The 18555-nt window shown below is 66.3% G+C and carries 17 protein-coding genes; 8 read left to right on the forward strand and 9 right to left on the reverse strand.

Annotated features, from left to right (window positions below; translation table 11 throughout):
- Window positions 1-109: 109 nt before the first annotated feature.
- From R0382_RS06700 to R0382_RS06720, 5 genes are all read right to left on the reverse strand, one after another.
- Window positions 110-1489 (reverse strand): ABC transporter permease, encoded by a 1380-nt coding sequence (locus R0382_RS06700; RefSeq protein ID WP_432723440.1) that lies wholly within the window; start codon window positions 1487-1489, stop codon window positions 110-112.
- An 18-nt stretch (window positions 1490-1507) separates the two neighbouring features.
- The gene (locus tag R0382_RS06705) at window positions 1508-1897 is read right to left on the reverse strand and encodes a DUF2306 domain-containing protein (RefSeq protein ID WP_432723442.1); all 390 of its coding nucleotides are present in this window, start codon (window positions 1895-1897) and stop codon (window positions 1508-1510) included.
- The gene (locus R0382_RS06710; protein WP_432723444.1) at window positions 1894-2595 is read right to left on the reverse strand and encodes an ABC transporter ATP-binding protein; all 702 of its coding nucleotides are present in this window, start codon (window positions 2593-2595) and stop codon (window positions 1894-1896) included. Before R0382_RS06710 ends, R0382_RS06705 begins: the two co-directional genes overlap by 4 nt.
- Before the next feature lie 184 nt (window positions 2596-2779).
- Window positions 2780-3616: a methylated-DNA--[protein]-cysteine S-methyltransferase gene (locus R0382_RS06715; RefSeq protein ID WP_432723445.1), complete on the reverse strand. Its 837-nt coding sequence runs from the start codon at window positions 3614-3616 to the stop codon at window positions 2780-2782.
- Window positions 3617-4395: 779 nt separating this feature from the next.
- Window positions 4396-6723, reverse strand: coding sequence for an extracellular solute-binding protein (locus tag R0382_RS06720; protein WP_432723447.1), 2328 nt, complete (start codon window positions 6721-6723; stop codon window positions 4396-4398).
- 285 nt (window positions 6724-7008) lie between these two features.
- On the opposite strand from R0382_RS06720, the gene pncB reads away from it, so the two are divergent.
- Together pncB and R0382_RS06730 are read left to right on the forward strand one after the other, a co-directional pair.
- Complete coding sequence (gene pncB, locus R0382_RS06725; RefSeq protein ID WP_432723449.1) at window positions 7009-8217, forward strand: nicotinate phosphoribosyltransferase; 1209 nt, start codon at window positions 7009-7011, stop codon at window positions 8215-8217.
- Between the two features lie 182 nt (window positions 8218-8399).
- The gene (locus tag R0382_RS06730) at window positions 8400-9167 is read left to right on the forward strand and encodes a pseudouridine synthase (protein ID WP_432723450.1); all 768 of its coding nucleotides are present in this window, start codon (window positions 8400-8402) and stop codon (window positions 9165-9167) included.
- A gap of 118 nt (window positions 9168-9285) precedes the next feature.
- On the opposite strand, the gene R0382_RS06735 is transcribed toward R0382_RS06730, so the two are convergent.
- Window positions 9286-9876 (reverse strand): Maf family protein, encoded by a 591-nt coding sequence (locus R0382_RS06735; protein ID WP_432723452.1) that lies wholly within the window; start codon window positions 9874-9876, stop codon window positions 9286-9288.
- A gap of 287 nt (window positions 9877-10163) precedes the next feature.
- Between R0382_RS06735 and R0382_RS06740 the strand changes: the two genes are divergently transcribed.
- A complete protein-coding gene (locus tag R0382_RS06740; RefSeq protein ID WP_432723454.1) occupies window positions 10164-10538 on the forward strand; it encodes a hypothetical protein in 375 nt (124 codons plus the stop codon).
- A 263-nt stretch (window positions 10539-10801) separates the two neighbouring features.
- Here R0382_RS06740 and R0382_RS06745 read toward each other — a convergent pair whose 3' ends face one another.
- Together R0382_RS06745 and rlmH are read right to left on the reverse strand one after the other, a co-directional pair.
- Window positions 10802-11173, reverse strand: coding sequence for a VOC family protein (locus R0382_RS06745; protein ID WP_432723456.1), 372 nt, complete (start codon window positions 11171-11173; stop codon window positions 10802-10804).
- Window positions 11174-11420: 247 nt separating this feature from the next.
- Complete coding sequence (rlmH, locus tag R0382_RS06750) at window positions 11421-11891, reverse strand: 23S rRNA (pseudouridine(1915)-N(3))-methyltransferase RlmH (protein WP_432723458.1); 471 nt, start codon at window positions 11889-11891, stop codon at window positions 11421-11423.
- 53 nt (window positions 11892-11944) lie between these two features.
- Between rlmH and R0382_RS06755 the strand changes: the two genes are divergently transcribed.
- Both R0382_RS06755 and R0382_RS06760 read left to right on the forward strand, forming a co-directional pair.
- Window positions 11945-12673 (forward strand): pseudouridine synthase, encoded by a 729-nt coding sequence (locus R0382_RS06755; RefSeq protein WP_432723460.1) that lies wholly within the window; start codon window positions 11945-11947, stop codon window positions 12671-12673.
- A 238-nt stretch (window positions 12674-12911) separates the two neighbouring features.
- The gene (locus R0382_RS06760) at window positions 12912-14960 is read left to right on the forward strand and encodes a glycoside hydrolase family 19 protein (RefSeq protein WP_432723462.1); all 2049 of its coding nucleotides are present in this window, start codon (window positions 12912-12914) and stop codon (window positions 14958-14960) included.
- Between the two features lie 243 nt (window positions 14961-15203).
- Here R0382_RS06760 and R0382_RS06765 read toward each other — a convergent pair whose 3' ends face one another.
- Entirely contained in the window at window positions 15204-16382 is a 1179-nt protein-coding gene (locus R0382_RS06765; RefSeq protein WP_432723463.1) for an MFS transporter, read from the reverse strand.
- Window positions 16383-16482: 100 nt separating this feature from the next.
- Between R0382_RS06765 and R0382_RS06770 the strand changes: the two genes are divergently transcribed.
- The 3 genes from R0382_RS06770 to cobU are packed head-to-tail and all read left to right on the forward strand — an operon-like array spanning window position 16483 to window position 18439.
- Window positions 16483-17364: a LysR substrate-binding domain-containing protein gene (locus R0382_RS06770; RefSeq protein WP_432723465.1), complete on the forward strand. Its 882-nt coding sequence runs from the start codon at window positions 16483-16485 to the stop codon at window positions 17362-17364.
- Window positions 17361-17879: a 2'-5' RNA ligase family protein gene (locus R0382_RS06775; protein WP_432723467.1), complete on the forward strand. Its 519-nt coding sequence runs from the start codon at window positions 17361-17363 to the stop codon at window positions 17877-17879. The genes R0382_RS06770 and R0382_RS06775 overlap by 4 nt, the downstream gene beginning before the upstream one ends.
- On the forward strand, window positions 17876-18439 hold the full coding sequence (gene cobU, locus R0382_RS06780) for a bifunctional adenosylcobinamide kinase/adenosylcobinamide-phosphate guanylyltransferase (RefSeq protein ID WP_432723469.1): 564 nt from the start codon (window positions 17876-17878) through the stop codon (window positions 18437-18439). The genes R0382_RS06775 and cobU overlap by 4 nt, the downstream gene beginning before the upstream one ends.
- The last annotated feature ends 116 nt before the right edge of the window (window positions 18440-18555 follow it).

Raw genomic sequence — 18555 nt, forward strand, 5'->3', positions numbered from 1 at the left:
CCGTGTCTGACCATGTCGCTCGGCGCTACTGAGGGGTAGGCCTGCCGCTGTTCCTGGTTGGGACAGCAGCAGATCAAGGCGTGCAAAACGATGTTGATAGTCACTTTCTTTACACATGACGCAGCGCATCGACGATCTCCAGCTTGGCTGCCCTGCGTGCCGGCCACCAGGCCGAGATCGCGGCGATCAGCGTCAGGCCGATTGCGGTGGCGACGATCATTGCCGGCTCGCCCCAGACGCGCACGGTCAGCGGTACCGGTTCGAGATTGCCCGGTGGCAGCCAGCTCAGCCCGGCGTGGTTGATCAGCCAGGCCAGCGCCAGCGCGACCAGCACGCCGAGGCCGCTGCCGGCGAGGCCGAGCAGCGCGCCCTCGATGACGAACAGCCGGCGGATGCCGTCGCGACGCAGGCCGATCGCGCGCAGGGTGCCGATTTCGGTGGTGCGCTCGATCACCGCCATGCTCATCGTGTTGCCGACGGTGAACAGCACGATCACGCCGATCAGCAGGGCGATAAAGCCGAAGATGGCCGCGAACATGCCGACGATCTGGCCGTAGCTCGGGTTCAGCGTCGCGAAATCGAGTACCGCCAGCGGCTGGGCTGGCGCGGATTGCAGCAGCGTTTCGAGCCGCGCCCGCGCTGCCGGGATGTCGGCGGTGTGTTTCAGCTGCAGCACGATCGCCGTCGCCTTGGGCCCGTCGCCGCCGTAGATCAGCTTCTGCGCCGCACCGAAATGCAGCTGCACGTAGAGGTCGTCGAGTTCCTTGACGCCCTGTGCCTCGGCGGCGACGACGTCGAGCCGGGCGACGTTCGGCGCGCCGTGGGCGTTGGCGGCCAGCAGTTCGACCTGGGTCGCCGCGCGTGCCGGAGACGGTGCAGTGTCGGCGGCGAGCGCGGTGATGTCGGCCGGCGCGTCGGCACCGTCCTGTTTCGCAGCTTGCGGCGACGGGCAGTTCGGCACCTTGAGCGGGCCGCACAGCTGCAGCACCCGCGCGACGCCGCGGCCGATCACCGCCGCCTGTTCGGGCGTGCCGGTCAGCTTGAGCGTGCGCGGCTTGAACGCGAAACCGTAGTCGTTCCAGCGGCGCATGACGTTCTGGTCGTCGATGACGACACCGTTGCCGATCACCGTGCGCGACACGCCGGCGGCGTAGTTGCCGGCAATGCCGCCGAGGCTCAGCGTCGGCGTCACCACGGTGCTCAGGCCGGCGAGCAGCAGATCGGCCTTGATCGCGGCGATCAGCCGGGCGTAGTCGGCGATGCCGTAGCCGGCCGGGTTGCCGGTGCCGAACAGGAAGTAATCGCGGTGCTGGATCTGCAGATGGCCGCTGCGCTGGACGAAGCCCGTCTGCAGGCCGAGATCGATATTGCGGGCGTAGCCGCCGAACAGCAGGATGGCGATCGCGCCGACGATCATCGCGAACAGCGTGGTGATCGAGCGGCGGCGGTTGCGCAGCAGATTGCGCGCGGCCAGTTGGAATGTGTTCATCTCGGGTCTCGTCGGCAATCAGAGGGCAAACAGGGTGTGGTGCAGCCAGCGGTCCGGGCCGAATACCGCGAACAGCCCGGCGACGACGGTGCCGGTGTAGGCGCCGATCACGTAGGCACGGTGCGCCGCGATCCGCCCGGCGCGTGCGCGGCTGATCGCGGCCCACAGGCACCACAGCACCCACAGCGACAGCAGGTGGATGGGTCCGAAGCCGACGACACGGCCGGGCGCGGCGCCAAGGCCGAACGACGACAGCGCGACCACCAGCATCGCCAGCATCCAGCTGCGCCCCAGCCAGCGGTGCCGGTCGCCGCCCTTGGGCAGCGCCAGTTGCGCGCCGCCGGCGAGCATCGCCCAACTGGCGGTGACGAGGTGGAGCCCGCCGACCGGGGACAGGATGGCACTCATGCTCGCGCGTCTTGCAGATTGCGTTCGATCGCGGTGATCGCGCCGTCGCGGATGTGCACGGCGTCGTCGGCTTGCGCCAGCACCTGCGGATCGTGCGACGAGAAGACGAAGCTGACCCGGTAGTCGCGCTGCATCTGCCGCATCAGCGCGAGGATGGCGCCGCCGGTGTGGCTGTCGAGGTTGGCGGTCGGCTCGTCGGCAAGCACCAGTTGCGGCTGGGTTGCCAGCGCCCGGGCGATCGCGACACGCTGGCGCTGGCCGCCCGAAAGCTGGTTCGGCCGGCTCGTCGCCTTGTCGCTCAGGCCGACCGCGGCGAGCAGTTCGTCGACGCGGCGGCGCCGTTCCGGCCTGGGGACGCCGGTCAGCAGCAGCGGGTATTCGACGTTCTCGAACGCCGTCAGCACCGGCAGCAGGTTGAAGTTCTGGAACACGAAACCGAGCCGGCGGGCGCGGAAATCCGACAGCGCATCGTCGCTCAAGCCGGCCAGATCCTGACCGTCGACGACGACGCGGCCGCTGTCGGGCCGGTCGATGCCGCCGATCAGGTTCAGCAGCGTGGTCTTGCCGCTGCCGGACGGCCCGGACAGTACGGTGAAGCGGTCGGGGTGGATGTCGAGGTCGATGCCGGTCAGCGCAGGTACGTCGACCTGACCGAGCCGGTAACGCTTGCCGACGCCCTGCAGCACAACGGGGTTCATCGCGGTTCTCGCAGCGGTGGATTGGCTTCAATCTAAACGTTGCGATCGACGATTACACCGGCATATGACAAGACGCGGCCGGCGGCGACGAAGTGCTGCCGATGCCGACGGGATGCCGGAGCCTCAGCCGCGCCGCCGCGCGAGGGGCGACGAGCAGGCGAACACCGCCCGTTGCCGCCTGTACTCAGCCGGCCTGCAGGGCCTCGCGATCGAGCAACGCCAGCTTGCGCGCCAGCCCCCAGGCGTAGCCGCCCAGTCCGCCGTCGGTCCGTACGACGCGGTGGCAGGGAATCGCCACCGCGAGCGGGTTGGCGCCGCAGGCGTTGGCGACGGCGCGTACCGACTGGGGGCTGCCGATGCGTTCGGCGATATCGGCATAGGTGGCGGTGTCGCCGGGCGGAATCGCCCGCAGCGCTTGCCAGACCCGTTGCTGGAATGCGCTGCCGCGGATGTCCAGCGGCAGGCTGGCGCCGATTTCGGGTGCGTCGATCAGGCCGACGACGCGCGCCATCCAGTCTTCGAACTCGGTATCGCCGCCGATCAGCGTTGCTTTCGGGAAGACGTCCTGCAGCCTTTGCAGCAGCGCATCGGCGTCGTCGCCCAGCTCGATCCGGCAGATGCCGGTGCCGGTGGCCGCGACCAGCAGCGCGCCGAGCGAGCACTGGCCGATGCCGAAGCGGATGGCCTCGCCGGCGCCGCCGGCCTTGAAGCGCTGCGGCGCCATGCCGAGCGTGGCCGAGGCCGCCGCGTAGAAGCGGCTGCTGGCGTTGAAGCCGGCGTTGAAGACCGCCTCGGTGACCGAGCTGCCGGCGGCGAGCGCGTCCTGTACCCGGCGGGTACGCTGCGCGGCGGCATAGGCCTTGGGCGTGACGCCGGTGATCGCCTTGAACTGGCGGTGGAAATGCCAGGGGCTCAGTCCGGCGGCGGCGGCGAGTTCGGCCAGCGCCGGCGGGGTTTCGGCGGCATCGATCTGCCGGCAGGCGGCGGCGATGCGTGTTTCGATGGTGGCGATGGATGACATGGCGAGATCCGGGGTGGATACGACGCTTATAGCATCGGCCAGCCGGGCGTGGGGTGCTTCCCGGTTCTTGCGCTGCGGGGCCGGGTGTTAGCGCCTTCGGCGCGAGTAAAAAGCATTTGATGCGCGTTCCGCCGCGCGTACGGGAAAGGAGCTTTGTCTCGCCAAAGCCCCCTTCACCCCAAAGGCGCCCCGCGCCCTGCGGCCCTCCGGGCTGCCCTCGATCGGTCGCGAGCCAAGCCATAAAACTGGCTCGTCTCGCTCCACTCCTCGGCGCTGGCGAACGGGATTGAAAAGCGGCGCACTGTTCACCCGCTGCGGATCGTTTGCATCGTTTTCAACCACGGCCAATGGCAAACCGCCTATGGCCCCTCAGAAGCGCCGAGCAGCACAGCCGAGCGCGGGGTTTCGGGGCCTGGCTGTTTGAGCCCGCAGGGCGAGTTCAGGACCCCGCCGCGTTTGGCGCGCAGCGCAGGTGTGGCGTAGCTTGGCAACTTGTTGCCGTAGCGTAGCCCATGGCCTTGGGCCAGCACCCGCGAAGCGGGCGCGAATGCGGGGTCGCCTTCTTTTGGTTCCTTTTCTTGGCGAAGCAAGAAAAGAACCCGCCCGCCGGGCGGAACCGGCATCAATGCCTTTAATCCCCGCGCCGCAGGCGCTAACACGCTGCCGTTGTTTTCGTTCCTGCCGCGACCTCACATCCAGCAGCGCAAACGTCACGCCCAAAGAAAAACCCGTCCAAAGACGGGTTTCAAAGCAGTGCGGGTTTATTGCTTGCTTGTTGTTCAGCGTCGCGCCGCGTCGGCCAGCCGGCGGGCTGCGTCCTGCGCGCTCATCCGGTCGTCCTTCCAGTACGCTTCGATCACGTCGAAGAAGCCGAGGCGGACGTTGTCCTGCATCGCCATATTGTGCGCCCACGACGGCACCAGCACGCCCGATTGCGCGGCGCTGGCGAAGTCGCGTGCCGACTGGCGCGCGTAGTCGTCGAAGCGGCCCAGATCGACGTCGGTGCGCGCCGGGATGTTGCCCTTGTGGAAGTTGAACGCTTCCTGGCCTTCGCGGCTCATCAGCAGCGACACGAAGTCGCGTTGCGCGCTAACGCGGCGTGGGTCGGTCTGCTTGAACATCGTCAGCGTGTCGGCGGCGAAGCACCAGTCGCCGCTATTGGTCGGCGCCGGCCAGCACAGATAATCGCTGCCCTGCACCTTGCCGCCCTGGGTGAATTCGCTCTTGGCCCAATCGCCCATCAGCTGCATCGCGGCGCGGCCGTTCATCACGTCGGCGGTGGCGAGGTTCCAGTCGCGGCCGACGCTGTCCGGGGTGATGTAGGGCTTGAGGCGCTTGAGCGTTTCCAGCGCGGTGATCATCTGCGAGCCGGTCAGCGCGCTCGGGTCGAGCTTGCTGAACGCCGACAGGTAGAACGGCGTGCCGCCGGTGCCGAGCGCGACCGCTTCGAACACCGTGCCGACCTGCCAGCTCTGTTCCGAGTGCGCCAGCGTCGGGATGCCGGCGGCCTTGAGCTTGTCGGCCATGGCGAAGAAGTCGTTCCAGGTGCGCGGCGCGGTCAGGCCGAGGCGTTTGACGATGCCGGCGTTGACCCAGAGCATATTGGTACGGGCGACGCCGAGCGGCACCGCGACATAGCGGCCGTCGTGCTGGATCATCGCGTCGAACACCGCCGGCAAGGAACTCGACCAGCGTTCGTCGCGGGCGACCTCGCTCAGGTCGGCACAGACGCCGTCGCGCGCCCAGTTCATGATCTTCACGCCGCCGATCGCCGCAGCGGTCGGCGCGTCGCCCTGCTGGACGCGACGCTGCAGCGTTTCGGTCGGGTTGGCGCCGCCGCTGGCATCTTTCCAGTGATGGCCCTGCGCGTTGAGCAGCGCCTTGATTTCGGACACCGCGCGCGCCTCGCTCGATGCCATCCAGCCGTGCTGGACTTCGATGTCGGCGAGCTTGAAGCGGCCGACGATCTCGAGCACCCGGGCGGCGCGCTCGTCGAGCGACGAGAGCGACTGGCTGGCGTTGTGCAGCGCCGAGTCGGTCGCCTGCGCCATGCTGTTGATCTGCTCGGCCGACTGCGCCATCGTCGTCGTCGCCGACGATTGTTCGCGCGTCGCATCGGCGATCTCGCGCACCACGTCGACGACGTGGTTCATCTGCTCGGCGATCTGCAGCATGTGGGTGCGGGCTTCACCGGCGCGTTCGACGCTCTGGCCAACGCGCTGCGAGGTGTAGGCCATATTGTCGACGGCGCTCTGGGTTTCCTTGCCGACCGTTTCGATGCGCTTGGCGATCTCGACGGTGGCCTGGCCGGTGCGCTCGGCCAGCTTGCGGACCTCGTCGGCGACGACGGCAAAGCCACGGCCGGCCTCACCGGCGCGGGCGGCTTCGATCGCCGCGTTCAGCGCCAGCAGATTGGTCTGGTCGGCGATGTCGCGGATCACGCCGATGATGCTGCCGATTTCCTGCGAACTCTTCGACAGGCCGTTCATCGTCGTGCCCAGCGAGGTCATCGCCGTGGCGACATGGCCGACTTCCTCGGTCACGCGTTCGACCGCCTGGGCGCTGTCGGCCGATTGCCGGCTGGTGTCGGCGACGGTGGTGTCGACGTCGTTGGCGTGCTCGGCAATGTGGTTGATGCTGACGGTGATTTCCTCGACCGTCGCCGCCGATGCGGCAGCGAAGTCGGACTGGGTGCGCGTGTCCTTGGCCATCTGGCCGGTCAGCGCGGTCAGCTCGTGCAGGCTGATCGCCAGTGCTTCCATTTCGCGCTGGGCTTCGCGCAGCGCGCCCTGCTGGCGGGCGATGAAGCGGTTGAATGACGCGGCGATCTGGCCGGCGTCGTCCTGGCCCTCGGGCGCCCGCACGGCGAGGTCGCCGTCGCGTTCGAGCGCGTCGAGCGCGTCGCGCAGCCCGGCGATCGGGTTGAGCATGCGCCGCGCCAGCCAGAAGGTGGTGCCGCCGAGCAGCGCCAGCGCGACGATGGCGATCGTCCACGCGACACCGTCGGGCTGGGCGCCACCGGCAATGCTTTGATAGCCGAGCAGGGCGCCGAAGCCGGCGACCCCGATGGCGCTGGCGATGCCGGCAATGCGTTGGCACATCGACATGGTGTTTCCTCCGAGCTTTTCAGCCTGATTTCCGGCGAATATCAATTTCTGCTTATGTGGCTCATTCTAACTCCGGGTTTTGTCGCAGCGCTCAAGGATGTAAGCAATGTTGCGAGAATGTGACCTTGATCCCGGTCAAATGGCGTCGAAACCGCGCAAACCGCGCATGTTTGGTAAGACTGATGAAAACATTCATGCCGGAATGATGGGCCGGGTGAACCTTGCCGTGGCTGCAATCCGGCCAGGCTTTTAGAATCGGTGGCTTACGCTTCCGAAGGACGTCCGATGACCGCTCCGGTGATTGCCTCGCTGCTCGATACCGACCTGTACAAGTTCACGATGATGCAGGAGATCCTCCACCATCAGCCGGAGGCCCGCGCCGAGTACGGTTTCAAGTGCCGCAACGTGCCCGACGTGCCGCTGTCGCGCTTTGCCGCCGAGATCGATGCCCAGCTCGACCAGCTGTGCACGCTGCGCTTTACCGAGGACGAACTGGCTTTCCTCGGCGGGCTGCGCTTCATCCGGTCCGACTTCATCGACTTCCTGCGGCTGTTCCAGCTGCAGCGCAAGTTCGTGTCGGTCTCGGTACCCGACGATGAGCCGGACGGTCTGCGCATCCAGATCAAGGGGCCGATGCTCCAATGCATGCTGTTCGAGATCTACTGCCTGGCGATCGTCAACGAGGTGTACTTCCGTCACGTCGATCAGGCGGCGGCGCTGGCGACCGGTCGTGAACGGCTGGCCGCCAAGATCGCGCTGCTGCGCGATTTCGTCGCCGAACCGGCGCGGCGCTTTGCCTTCATTTTTTATGATTTCGGCACCCGCCGGCGTTTCTCGCGCGCCTGGCACGAAGAGGTCGTCGCAACGCTGGCGCGCGAGGCCCAACCGTATTTCCGCGGCACCAGCAATGTGCTGCTGGCGATGCGCCACGGTTTGGTGCCGATCGGCACGATGGCGCACGAGTATCTGCAGGCCTTCCAGTCCTTCGGCTCGCGGCTGCGCGATTTCCAGCGCAATGCGCTCGAACACTGGGTGCGCGAATACCGCGGCGACCTCGGCATCGCGCTGACCGACGTCGTCGGCACCGATGCCTTCCTGCGCGATTTCGATCTGTATTTCTGCAAATTGTTCGACGGCCTGCGCCACGATTCGGGCGACCCGTACGCGTGGGGCGAGAAGGCGATCGCCCACTACCGGCAGATGAAGATCGACCCGTCGACCAAGCAGCTGGTGTTCAGCGACGGGCTCGATCTGCCGCGTGCCTTTGGCCTGTACCGGCACTTTGCCGACCGCGCGCCGACCAGCTTCGGCATCGGCACCAATCTCTCCAACGACACCGGCCACACGCCGCTGCAGATCGTCATCAAGCTTTTGTACTGCAACGGCCAGCCGGTGGCGAAAGTCAGCGACACGCCGGGCAAGGGCATGTGCGAGGACGTGAATTTCCTCAACTACCTCGGCGATGTATTCAGCCTGCCCGGGGGCGATCAGTAGGCGCGCCGGCCGTGTTGCCGCTGTGGTGCTGCCGCGCGTGAACGTGGCAGGCCCGGCAGGATGCGCCGTGCATCTTGCCGGCATCGCCAAGCCGGGCTTTTCGGGCCGATCCGGCGTCGAGGTCGTGTTACTGTTTGCGCTTTCCTGCCTTGCCTGTACGCGCTGCGAGCGCGTTTTTCCCCATGCCTGCCCCGATCAAACCCCGTTCCGTCTCCACGCCGACCTTCGGCCTCGCCCGCACGCTGTCCAAGCTCGGTTACTGCTCGCGCAGCCAGGCCGAGGCGCTGGTGCGCGAGGGCCGCGTGTCGGTGAACCGCAAGATCGTCACCGATCCGGAACGGCGCGTGCGCAGCGACGACGAACTGCGCGTCGACGGCCAGAAGGTCGCGGCCAGGCAGCATGTCTACCTGATGCTGAACAAGCCGCGCGGCCTGGTCACCACCGCGGCGGACGAAGCCGGCCGCGAGACGGTCTACCAGTGCTTCGAAGGCGCGGCGCTGCCGTGGCTCGGCCCGGTGGGCCGGCTCGACAAGGCCAGCGAAGGCCTGCTGCTGTTCAGCAATGACACCGCGTGGGCCGCCGGGCTGACCGATCCGGCCTCGCACCTCGACAAGACCTACCACGTGCAGATCGACCGCTTGCCGGACGACGGCTTGCTGGACGCGATGCGCGCCGGCGTGATCGACCAGGGCGAGAAACTGACGGCCAAGCGCGTCAGCGTGCTGCGGCAGGGCGATCGGCATGCCTGGCTCGAAGTCGTGCTCGACGAAGGCCGCAACCGGCACATCCGCCGGCTGCTCGAAGCCCACGGCGTCGGCACCTTGCGGCTGGTCCGCGTCGCGATCGGGGCGCTGCGGCTCGGCGACACGGCCAAGGGCCAGTGGCGCATGCTGACCGCCGACGAAGTCGCCGCGCTGACGGTGTCAACCGTGGCTAGGCCGCCGCGTTAAGCGCGGACGAACACAGCGGGACGTTGTGTTGAGCAGCATTGCGGGCGACCCACCGGGTCGCCCTTTTTTTTCGTCGCGGAGGCGCGAGGACCGGTGTGGAGCCCAGCCCGGCAGGTGCTTATCCGGCCAGATGGCCCAGGCCGTGACGACCGAGCAGCAGCGCGGTCTCGTGCAAGGGCAGGCCGACGACACCGGTAAAGCTGCCGGACAGCTCGGCGACGAACAGGCCGCCCAGCCCCTGGATCCCGTACGCACCGGCCTTGTCCATCGGCTCGCCGCTGGCCACATAGGCGGCGATCTGCGCGTCGTTCAGCATCATGAAGGTCACCCGGCTGCTGGACAGCACGACGTCGACGCCGGCGCTGGTGCGCAGGCCGACGCCGGTCAGCACGTCGTGCGTGGTTCCGGACAGCAGCTTGAGCATCCGCGCCGCATCGGGCGCATCCGCCGGCTTGCCGAGGATGACGTCGCCGAGCGCGACGGTGGTGTCGGCGGCCAGCACCGGACGCGGCGCCAGGCCTTGCGCCAGCATCGCCGCCCAGCCGGCCTCGGCCTTGGCGGCCGCCAGTCGCAATACGTAATCGCGCGGGTTTTCGCTGGCGAGCGGGGTTTCGTCGATCTCGGCGCTGATGCGCTCGAAGGTGACGCCGGTGTGGCCAAGGAGTTCACGGCGGCGCGGGCTGCCGGAGGCAAGGTAGAGGTCGGTCATGGTGGTCCTGGTGAATGCACGCTGCTGACGGTCGCGGATCGTGGCTGACGGAAACTGATTTCCAGGCAATTATATCAATTTCAACTTTAAAAAAACATTGAAAGAATTTATTGCGAAAATCAGCGTGATTCTGTTTCAGTTTTGAAGTTGACGTAAGAATTTTCCGGTTTGATCCGAATAGAATTTCTTCATCCGTGTACTAGAGTGGTTTTGCTGGGATTCGATGCCGAATTGCTCAGCGGTCAACTTGTTCAATCAATTGTCAATTGAATCAGCAGGAGATTGTCATGGCTGGAAAGATCACGTTTTGGGAAGGTAATGGCGCGACCCAGAATCAGGTGGGTAATACCTTGAATGGTGGGCAGAACTACAATATCGACTGCAAAAATGGCGATCATGGCTTCAGAAATGATGAAGCGCGCTCGCTCAAGTTGGAGGGAATCCCTGGCATGACCTTGATCAAGGTCTACGACAGCCCCTCCGCGAGTGAAAATGACGATTGGGCCAAAATTCTGATTCGGGGGCCTATTTCCGGGGCTGTTGTTGTGGGCAGCTTTAATAGCAGCGCCGATCTGGATGGCGGCAATGTGAAGGTGACAACTGTCTATAACAATGGCCTGGATGGCAAGATTTCGAAGATCCTGATTGATTATCTGGAATAATCATCAGCCGGCGGAATGCATCCGTGATTGCGGCGGCTTCAATATTGTTGGAGCCGCCGTATCGGTGTTTGGTGAATGCGTGTTGTTATTGAAATAAAGTGGAATTTCATTGGTGCTGGCGTTGCCTTGGGCCAAGGCCAGACCGGTGTCGCTCAGCCCTGCGATCGCGGATTTGCGTTGCGGTCGGAATCATGGACGATGAAATTCAAATGGCTAATGCCTTGGATGCCCATGGTCAATTCGGTTCTCGAACGAATGCGGAATCAGCGATTGATGACCGCTTCGATACGGTAACCATCGGGATCAATCACAAAAGCGGCGTAGTAGTCATTGCCGTAGTGCGGACGCAGACCGGCGGCGCCGTTGTCCTCGCCGCCATGTAGTAGCGCGGCTGCATGGAAACGGGCGACCGACTCCCGATCCGGCGCCGCAAAGGCAAGGTGAAATCCCGCTGCCGGAGGGCTGACCACGGTGCGGAGCTTGATGGCAAATTTGTCGCCGCTGCCCGGCGTGCCGTAACCGACGCAAGTGTCGTCGGCAAAAACGCGGACATAGCCCAACGGCGCAAGGACTGCATCGTAAAAAGCGGCGGAACGTGCCAGGTCTGTGACGGCAAAGGACAGGTGATGCAGCATCGTGAGCTATCCCGATAGCGGTTGTGTGAGCGCCGATCCCGCCCGGCGGTGGGGCCGCTGGTCGTGCGTTGACGTTATCAACTTTGGTTCTTCGTAGCGAGGTAACCGTGAGCGAGCCGGTGCAGGACAAGGCGCCCGGCGCACAGCCACCGGAATGGGCAGATTGCCCATGAGGACGCCCCGAAGGAAGTGCCCTCGGGGCATGGCGAGCACCGCGCAACGGGGTCAGGTGCCGGCGCAGCCGAGGCTACTCCCGATGATACGGATGGTTGTGCAGGATCGAATACGCCCGGTACAGCTGCTCGGCCAGCAGCACCCGTACCATGCCATGCGGCAAGGTCATCGCCGACAACTGCAGGAGTTGGTCGGCGCGTTGCTTCACGCTCGGGTCGAGGCCGTCGGTGCCGCCGATGATGAACACGGTGTCGCGGCCGTCGACGTGCCAGGCCTTCATCTTTTCGGCCAGCGCCATTGTCGTCCAGTTGGCGCCGCGCTCGTCCATCGCCAGCACGCGCGCGCCTTGCGGAATCGCAGCAAGAATGCGTTCGGCCTCCTCGGCCATCACCTGCTGCGGCGTCTTGCTGCCGGCACGCTTGTCGGGCTTGAGTTCGATCAGCGTCAGCGCGAATTCGCGCGGCAGCCGTTTCTGGTATTCGCCGAATCCGTCTTCGATCCAGCCGGGCATCTTGTGGCCGACGGCGATGATGATGAGCTTCATGGCTGTGTTCCGCCGGTAAAATAGGCCGATTTTACGCGCTACGAGCCGCTACCGTGACCGATCCGTTTCTTGATTCCGCCGCCGGGCTGCCCGCTCTGCTGCCGTCCGATCCGTGGCAGCCGGCCATCTTGCAGGTGGCGGCGGATTTCATCGTTGCCTACAAGCCGCCGGGATTGCACTTTCACCGCGATGGCGACATCCCGGGGCTGGTCGAGCGCGTTCGCGATCTCTACGGCGCGGCGCTGTGGCCGGTGCACCGGCTCGATGCGATCACCTCCGGGCTGATCGTGCTGGCGACGTCCGGCGAGGCGGCGAGCGCGTTCGGCGAGCGTTTTGCCGCGCGCGAGATGGACAAGGTGTATCTGGCGCTGTCCGACCGCAAGCCGGCCAAGAAGCAGGGCGAGATCAAGGGCGGCATGGCCGCCGGGCGCGGTGGCAACTGGCGGCTGACGCGCGAGGATGCGCTGTTCGCCAGAACGCGTTTCGTCAGTGCCAGCGTCACGCCGGGGCTGCGGCTGTTCGCGCTCAAGCCGCATACCGGCCGTACCCACCAGTTGCGCGTGGCGATGAAAAGCATCTCGGCGCCGATTCTCGGCGATGCCCGCTACGGCGGCTCTGAGTCCGACCGCGGTTATTTGCACGCAACGCGGCTGGCTTTCGACTGGGACGACGGTGCGCATGCCTACCTGTGCCCGCCGTGCGCCGGCAGCCTGTTCGTCAGCGACGCATGCCGCAGTGCACAAGCGGCGCTGGGTAACTTACAGACGATGTGGGTCGGCTAGGCCGGTTGTCAGCGACGAGCGTCCCGCCGCAATCTCCGTCATATCCTCGCGAGCATGCCGCCGTTCGAGCGGCTTCAACACCTGCACCAGTCGACGAGCGAGCCGAAGCAGTCTGTTTCCGCCCGAAGCGCGGGAACCGGAGTGGACACTAGGTCCATAAGGGTTCCGGGCATCGGGCGATGGCGACATGCACCGGCGCAGCTCGCCGAACGGGGCAGGTTCAAAGAGGATGGAGACGATGCAATATCACCGCATTGCGGCCGCGCTCGCGGTCGCCGTTACGGCGCAAGCCTATGCCGCCTATCCGGCGTGGCAGGAAGGCCAGACTTACACTGCCGGTACGTATGTGTCTTATAGCGGCAGCGATTATCAGGCGCTGGTGACCCACACCGCCTACGTCGGCGCCAACTGGAATCCGGCTTCGAGCCCGACGCTGTGGAAGAAGGTCGCCGGCGGCACGCCGACCCCAGCACCGACTCCGAGCCCGACCCCTGCGCCGACCCCTGCGCCGACCCCAGCACCGACTCCGGCACCGACTCCGGCACCGACTCCGGCACCGACTCCAGCACCGACTCCGGCACCGACTCCAGCACCGACTCCCGCGCCGACCCCCGCGCCGACTCCCGCGCCGACTCCCGCGCCGACTCCCGCGCCGACCCCGAGTGGCTGCGCGGCGTGGTCGAACACGGCTGTTTATACGGCCGGCCAGTGCGTGAGCTACGGCGGCAAGACCTACAAGGCCAAGTGGTGGACACAGAACAATATTCCGGGCGCCGATCAGTACGGCCCGTGGGAACTGCAGGGTAGCGTCACGCCGACGCCGACGCCGACGCCGACCCCGACCCCGACCCCGACGCCGACCCCGACCCCGACCCCGACCCCGACCCCGACCCCGACCCCGACCCCGACCCCGACCCCGACCCCGACCCCGACCCCGACCCCGACCCCGACCCCGACCCCGACCCCGACCCCGACTCCGGCGCCAACTCCGGCCCCCGCCTCGTACAAGCCGCAGGTGAGCTTCATCGCCGCGCCGGCCGGTTATCCGACCGATGCGCAGTTCACCGCTGCCGAGACCGCACTGGCCGCGCAGGCCGGTACCGATTCGGCTGCGATCGCCCGCATCCGCGCCGCGCTGGCCGTGCTGCCGGACGCCGAGGTTGAAGCCGTCGTCGCTGGTCGCGCCGCCAACCCGGCCAACGTGCTGCGGGTAGAGCGCGTACTCGGCGAAGCGAAGTTCGATTCCTTCTTCCCGGTCCGCAACGTCGGTTACACCTACGTGAATTTCCTGCGTGGCGTGGCCAAGTTCCCGGCGTACTGCGCCACCTACAGCGACGGCCGCGACAGCGATGCGATCTGCAAGAAGCTGCTGGCGACGTCGTTTGCCCACTTCGTCCAGGAAACCGGCGCCAACTGGCCGGCGCTGACCCCGGCCACCGCGCGTACTTATCCGGCGCAGAACAATCCGGTGCTGGCGACGATGGACCAGAACACCGCGATCCCGTCGTACAAGCAGGCGCTGTGGTACCTGCGCGAAAGCGGCTACAACGAAGGCTCGGCGGTTGGTGCTTACCAGGACTGCTTCCGCGGCGCCGGCAGCTCGATCTTCTCGATCTTCTACCCGTGCGCGCAGAACGCCTCGGGCCAGACCATCGATTACTTCGGTCGCGGCTCCAAGCAGCTGTCGTGGAACTATAACTACGGCCCGTTCAGCAAATCGCTGTACGGCGACGTCAATGTGCTGCTGGATAACCCGGGCAAGGTCGCCGATACCTGGCTGAACTTCGCCTCGGCGATCTGGTTCGCGGTCTACCCGCAATCGCCGAAGCCGCCGATGACCTGGGTCGTCGACGGCACGTGGCAGCCGAACGCGGTCGACGTCGCCAACAATATGAGCCCGGGCTTTGGCGCGACGGTGTTCATCATCAACGGTGGCATCGAGTGCGGTGGCGGCGGCGCCGAGAAGTCGCAGGTGCAGAACCGGATCGCGGCGTACAAGTCGTTCGCGGCCGATCTCGGCGTGCCGGTACCGGGCTCCGAGCAACTCGGTTGCGCGGCGATGAAGGGCTTCCAGTCGGGTTCGGCCGCGGCGACCAAGACGTATCTGGACAAGAACTGGGGCTACAACGCCAACAATCCGGGCGGCGTATCGTGGGCGTGCCAGCTGGTTGATTACCAGATGCCGTTCTCGCTGGCCAACCCGGGCGATTACAAGCAGTGCGTCGACTACATGTTCCGTGGCCAGGTGAAGTACAACGGCCAGGTCGTGATCGACAACACCAAGTAATCTGCTGCGCCATTCGGCGGCTGCGCCTGCGCATTTTGCCGCCGTCCGATGCTCGGAACCCCGCAAAGGGGCTACCTTCGGGCCGTCCTTATGGACCTCGTGTCCATTCCGGTTCCTGCGCTTCGGGCGGCGACAAACTGCTTTGGCTCGCCCGCCGACTGGCACAGATTTGGGCTGAATGAACTTCAAATGAAAAACGGCGACCTTCGGGTCGCCGTTTTTTATGTGCCAAGCGTAGCCGTATCAGGCCGCGACCAGCGTGCGCCTTGCCGCCAGCAACCACACGCCCAGCGCACTGGCGCTCAGCGCGGTGCCCAGAATCACCACGCCGGTCCAGCCGCTATGACTGTACGCCCACGCCGACAGCAGCGAACCCAGTGCGCCGCCGATGAAATAGCAGGTCATGTACGCCGACGTCATCCGGCTGCGGGCTTCGGGGCGCAGCGCGTAGATTGCGCTCTGGTTGCTGACGTGCACCGCCTGCACCGCCAGATCGAGCACGAGGATGCCGACGACAAAGGCGGTGATCGACGATTCGGCAAAGGCGATCGGCAGCCACGAGCCGAGCAGCAGCACGAGGCCGTACAGCGTCGCGTGGTCGCCGCGACCGCGGTCGGCCAGCCGGCCGACGTGGCTGGCGCCCAGCGCGCCGGCGGCACCGACCAGGCCGAACAGGCCGATCTGTACGTCCGAAAAATGGTAGGGCGCGCTCGACAGCAGGAAGGCCATCGGCGTCCACAGCACGCTGAAGATCGTGAACGACAGCGCACCGAGCAGCGCGCGCAGGCGCAGCACCGGCTCGTCGGCGAACAGCCGGAACACCGATGCCAGCAACTGCGGATAGCGCAATGTGCTGACTTCCTTGTGCGCCGGCAGCGCGCGCCACAACGCCAGCGCCGTCAGCACCAGGAGCGGCGCGGCCACCCAGTACACGGTGCGCCAGCTGCCGATGCCGGCGAGTACGCCGGACGCGGTGCGCGCCAGCAGGATGCCGAGCAGCAGCCCGCTCATGATCGTGCCGACGACGCGGCCGCGCTGCTCGGGCGCCGCCAGCGTCGCCGCGAACGGCAACAGCACCTGGGCGACGACCGAGAACAGCGCCGTCAGCGCCGTGCCGAACAACACCATGCCGATATGCTCGGCGCTGGCGGTGATCATCAGCCCGACTGCGCCGAGCAGGGTCATGCCGACGATCAGGCCGCGGCGCTCGAGCAGGTCGCCCAGCGGCACCAGCAGCACCAGGCCGAGCGCGTAGCCGAGCTGCGCGGCGGTGACGATCAGCCCGACCGTGCCGGTCGAAACGCCGAAGGTTTCCGACAGCGTGTGCAAGAGCGGCTGCGCGTAATAGTTGCTGGCCACGGCGAGGCCGGTGGCGAAGGCCATCAGCGCGACCAGCGGCGGGGTCAGTTTGCTGGTGGTCATGGTTGCATCCTGAATCATTCCATTGGTAATCAGTATCCTATGGCCGATTCAATCTATCCAATGTATTGTTTTGATCAAATCAATCGTGTTTCACGATGCAATGAACCTCAGACAAATCGAATACGCCGTCGCAGTCGCCGACGCCGAGCACTTCACCCGCGCGGCCGAAGCCTGCCATACGGTGCAGTCGGCGCTCAGCCACCAGATCGCCCGGCTCGAGGACGAACTCGGCGCGCCCTTGTTCGAGCGCACCTCGCGCCGCGTGCGGCTGACGCCGGCCGGCCGCGCCTTTCTGCCCGCCGCCCGGCAACTGCTGCACGACGCCCAGCGCGTCCGCGACGAGGTTGCCGCCGCCACCGGGCAGATCCGCGGCAGCCTGTCGGTGTCGGTGATCTCGGCGCTGAATTCACCCGATACCGTCGCGCTGCTGGCCGATTTTCACCGCCGCCATCCGCGGGTCGACATCCGGCTCAATTCGGGCATGAGCGAGGTGATGCTGGTCGACGTGCGCGAACATCGCGTCGACGTCGCCTTTGTCGGCCTGTGGTCTGGCGAGGAAATCACCGGCCTCAACACGCGCTTGCTGTGCGACGAAGCGCTGGTCGCGCTGCTGCCGCCGTCGCACCCGCTGGCGATGCGGCCGCAGCTTGATTTGCAGATGCTCGCTGCCGAGCGCTGGGTCGACTACCGCAGCGGCAGCGCCGCGCGCCGGCAGACCGACGAAGCCTTTGCCCGCGCCGGCATCGAGCGCCGCGTCAGCTTTGAAATCGACCATACCGCCCTGCTTGAACGCATCGTCCGTCAGGGGCTTGCCGTCGGCATGATGCCGGCCGGATCGGCCACCGAGCTGAACGGCCTCGTCGCCGTGCCGGTGCGCGACGCGCCGACGCGGCGGGTTTACTGCGTCTGGGCGCGCCAGCCGACGCCGGCAGCGCAGGCGTTTGTCGAGCTGGTCATTGCCGCGACGGAGAAGACGGCGTGAGGGCCTTGCGTTCGATCGCGCTTTATCCGAGTTTGCCGGGTGATACCGCCATCGAGTCCATCAGGGCGCGGTTCGATCCCTTGCATGACAAGGTGCCGTATCACATCACGCTGGTCTTTCCTTTTGATTCGATACTGGCTACGGCCCGGTTGCAGGCTCATGTTGCCGAAGCGTGCACTGGCATGGCGTCGTTTTCCATCACGACGGGTGAGGTCATCTGCGAAGGAGCGCTGGTGATGCTGGCGATCGATGACGGCGCCGCACAGATCGTCGAATTGCATCGGCGTCTCTACCGAGGGTTGCTGAACCCCTTTCACGATGCCCGTTACGCATTTCGACCGCATATCACGGTGGGGCGCGGACTGACCCGGGAGGCGGTACTGGCCTGTGCGGCTGAAGCGGGCCGCCTGGGCACGCTTCACGGGGTGATCACCACATTGGCCGGCGAAGTAATCGGACAGGACGACAGTTCCACTCTGGAGTGGGTACAAGGACTGGGGAGTACAAGCACGTGAATACGCTGATTCTGGGCGGTGCGCGTTCGGGCAAGAGCGCGCTGGCCGAAGGGCTGGCGCTGGCGTCCGGTCTTGAGGTGGTGGTGATCGCGACCGCGGCGTTGCGGCACGACGATGCCGAAATGACGGCGCGGATCGCCCATCATCGCGATCGCCGCCCGGCGGCGTGGGCCACCGTCGAAGAACCGCTGGCGCTGGGCGAGGCGATCCGCCGCGAAGCCATGTCCGGGCGGCTGGTGCTGGTCGACTGTCTGACGGTGTGGCTGGCCAACCTGCTGTTCGATGGTCGCGACCACGCCGAAACCGGCATCGTCGCCTTGCCGGCGCGGCTGAACGCCGAGCGTGAAGCCTTGCTCGCGGCGCTGGCCGAGGTGCAGGGCGACGTGGTGCTGGTCGCCAACGAAGTCGGCCTCGGCATCGTGCCGCTGGGCGCGATCAACCGGGCCTTTGTCGACGAAGCCGGCCGGCTGAATCAGGCGGTGGCCGCGGTGTGCGACAACGCGGTGTTCGTCGCCGCCGGCCTGCCGCTGATGTTGAAGGGCACGCTGCCGGCACGCTGATAGGCGTGCGACGAGCCGGACCGGGCGTCGCAGGGCTGCCAATGGTGCTGAAGGGCGCCTTGCCGGCGGGTAGATCGAAGGCCGCCCGGGCTGGGCCTGGCGGGGGTGTTGCCGGA

Origin of the sequence: Jeongeupia wiesaeckerbachi (assembly GCF_050916355.1) — a bacterium.
In the GTDB taxonomy this organism is placed as follows: Bacteria; Pseudomonadota; Gammaproteobacteria; order Burkholderiales; family Chitinibacteraceae; genus Jeongeupia; species Jeongeupia wiesaeckerbachi.

What these genes read in the sequence shown, in the direction of transcription:
- R0382_RS06720 (WP_432723447.1), bottom strand. Translation starts at nt 6,723, where the DNA reads ATGTCGATGTGCCAACGCATTGCCGGCATCGCCAGCGCCATCGGGGTC.
- R0382_RS06705 (WP_432723442.1), bottom strand. Translation starts at nt 1,897, where the DNA reads ATGAGTGCCATCCTGTCCCCGGTCGGCGGGCTCCACCTCGTCACCGCC.
- R0382_RS06740 (WP_432723454.1), top strand. Translation starts at nt 10,164, where the DNA reads ATGGCTGGAAAGATCACGTTTTGGGAAGGTAATGGCGCGACCCAGAAT.
- R0382_RS06735 (WP_432723452.1), bottom strand. Translation starts at nt 9,876, where the DNA reads ATGACCGACCTCTACCTTGCCTCCGGCAGCCCGCGCCGCCGTGAACTC.
- pncB (WP_432723449.1), top strand. Translation starts at nt 7,009, where the DNA reads ATGACCGCTCCGGTGATTGCCTCGCTGCTCGATACCGACCTGTACAAG.
- R0382_RS06745 (WP_432723456.1), bottom strand. Translation starts at nt 11,173, where the DNA reads ATGCTGCATCACCTGTCCTTTGCCGTCACAGACCTGGCACGTTCCGCC.
- rlmH (WP_432723458.1), bottom strand. Translation starts at nt 11,891, where the DNA reads ATGAAGCTCATCATCATCGCCGTCGGCCACAAGATGCCCGGCTGGATC.
- R0382_RS06710 (WP_432723444.1), bottom strand. Translation starts at nt 2,595, where the DNA reads ATGAACCCCGTTGTGCTGCAGGGCGTCGGCAAGCGTTACCGGCTCGGT.
- R0382_RS06730 (WP_432723450.1), top strand. Translation starts at nt 8,400, where the DNA reads ATGCCTGCCCCGATCAAACCCCGTTCCGTCTCCACGCCGACCTTCGGC.
- R0382_RS06715 (WP_432723445.1), bottom strand. Translation starts at nt 3,616, where the DNA reads ATGTCATCCATCGCCACCATCGAAACACGCATCGCCGCCGCCTGCCGG.
- R0382_RS06760 (WP_432723462.1), top strand. Translation starts at nt 12,912, where the DNA reads ATGCAATATCACCGCATTGCGGCCGCGCTCGCGGTCGCCGTTACGGCG.
- R0382_RS06765 (WP_432723463.1), bottom strand. Translation starts at nt 16,382, where the DNA reads ATGACCACCAGCAAACTGACCCCGCCGCTGGTCGCGCTGATGGCCTTC.
- R0382_RS06700 (WP_432723440.1), bottom strand. Translation starts at nt 1,489, where the DNA reads ATGAACACATTCCAACTGGCCGCGCGCAATCTGCTGCGCAACCGCCGC.
- R0382_RS06770 (WP_432723465.1), top strand. Translation starts at nt 16,483, where the DNA reads ATGAACCTCAGACAAATCGAATACGCCGTCGCAGTCGCCGACGCCGAG.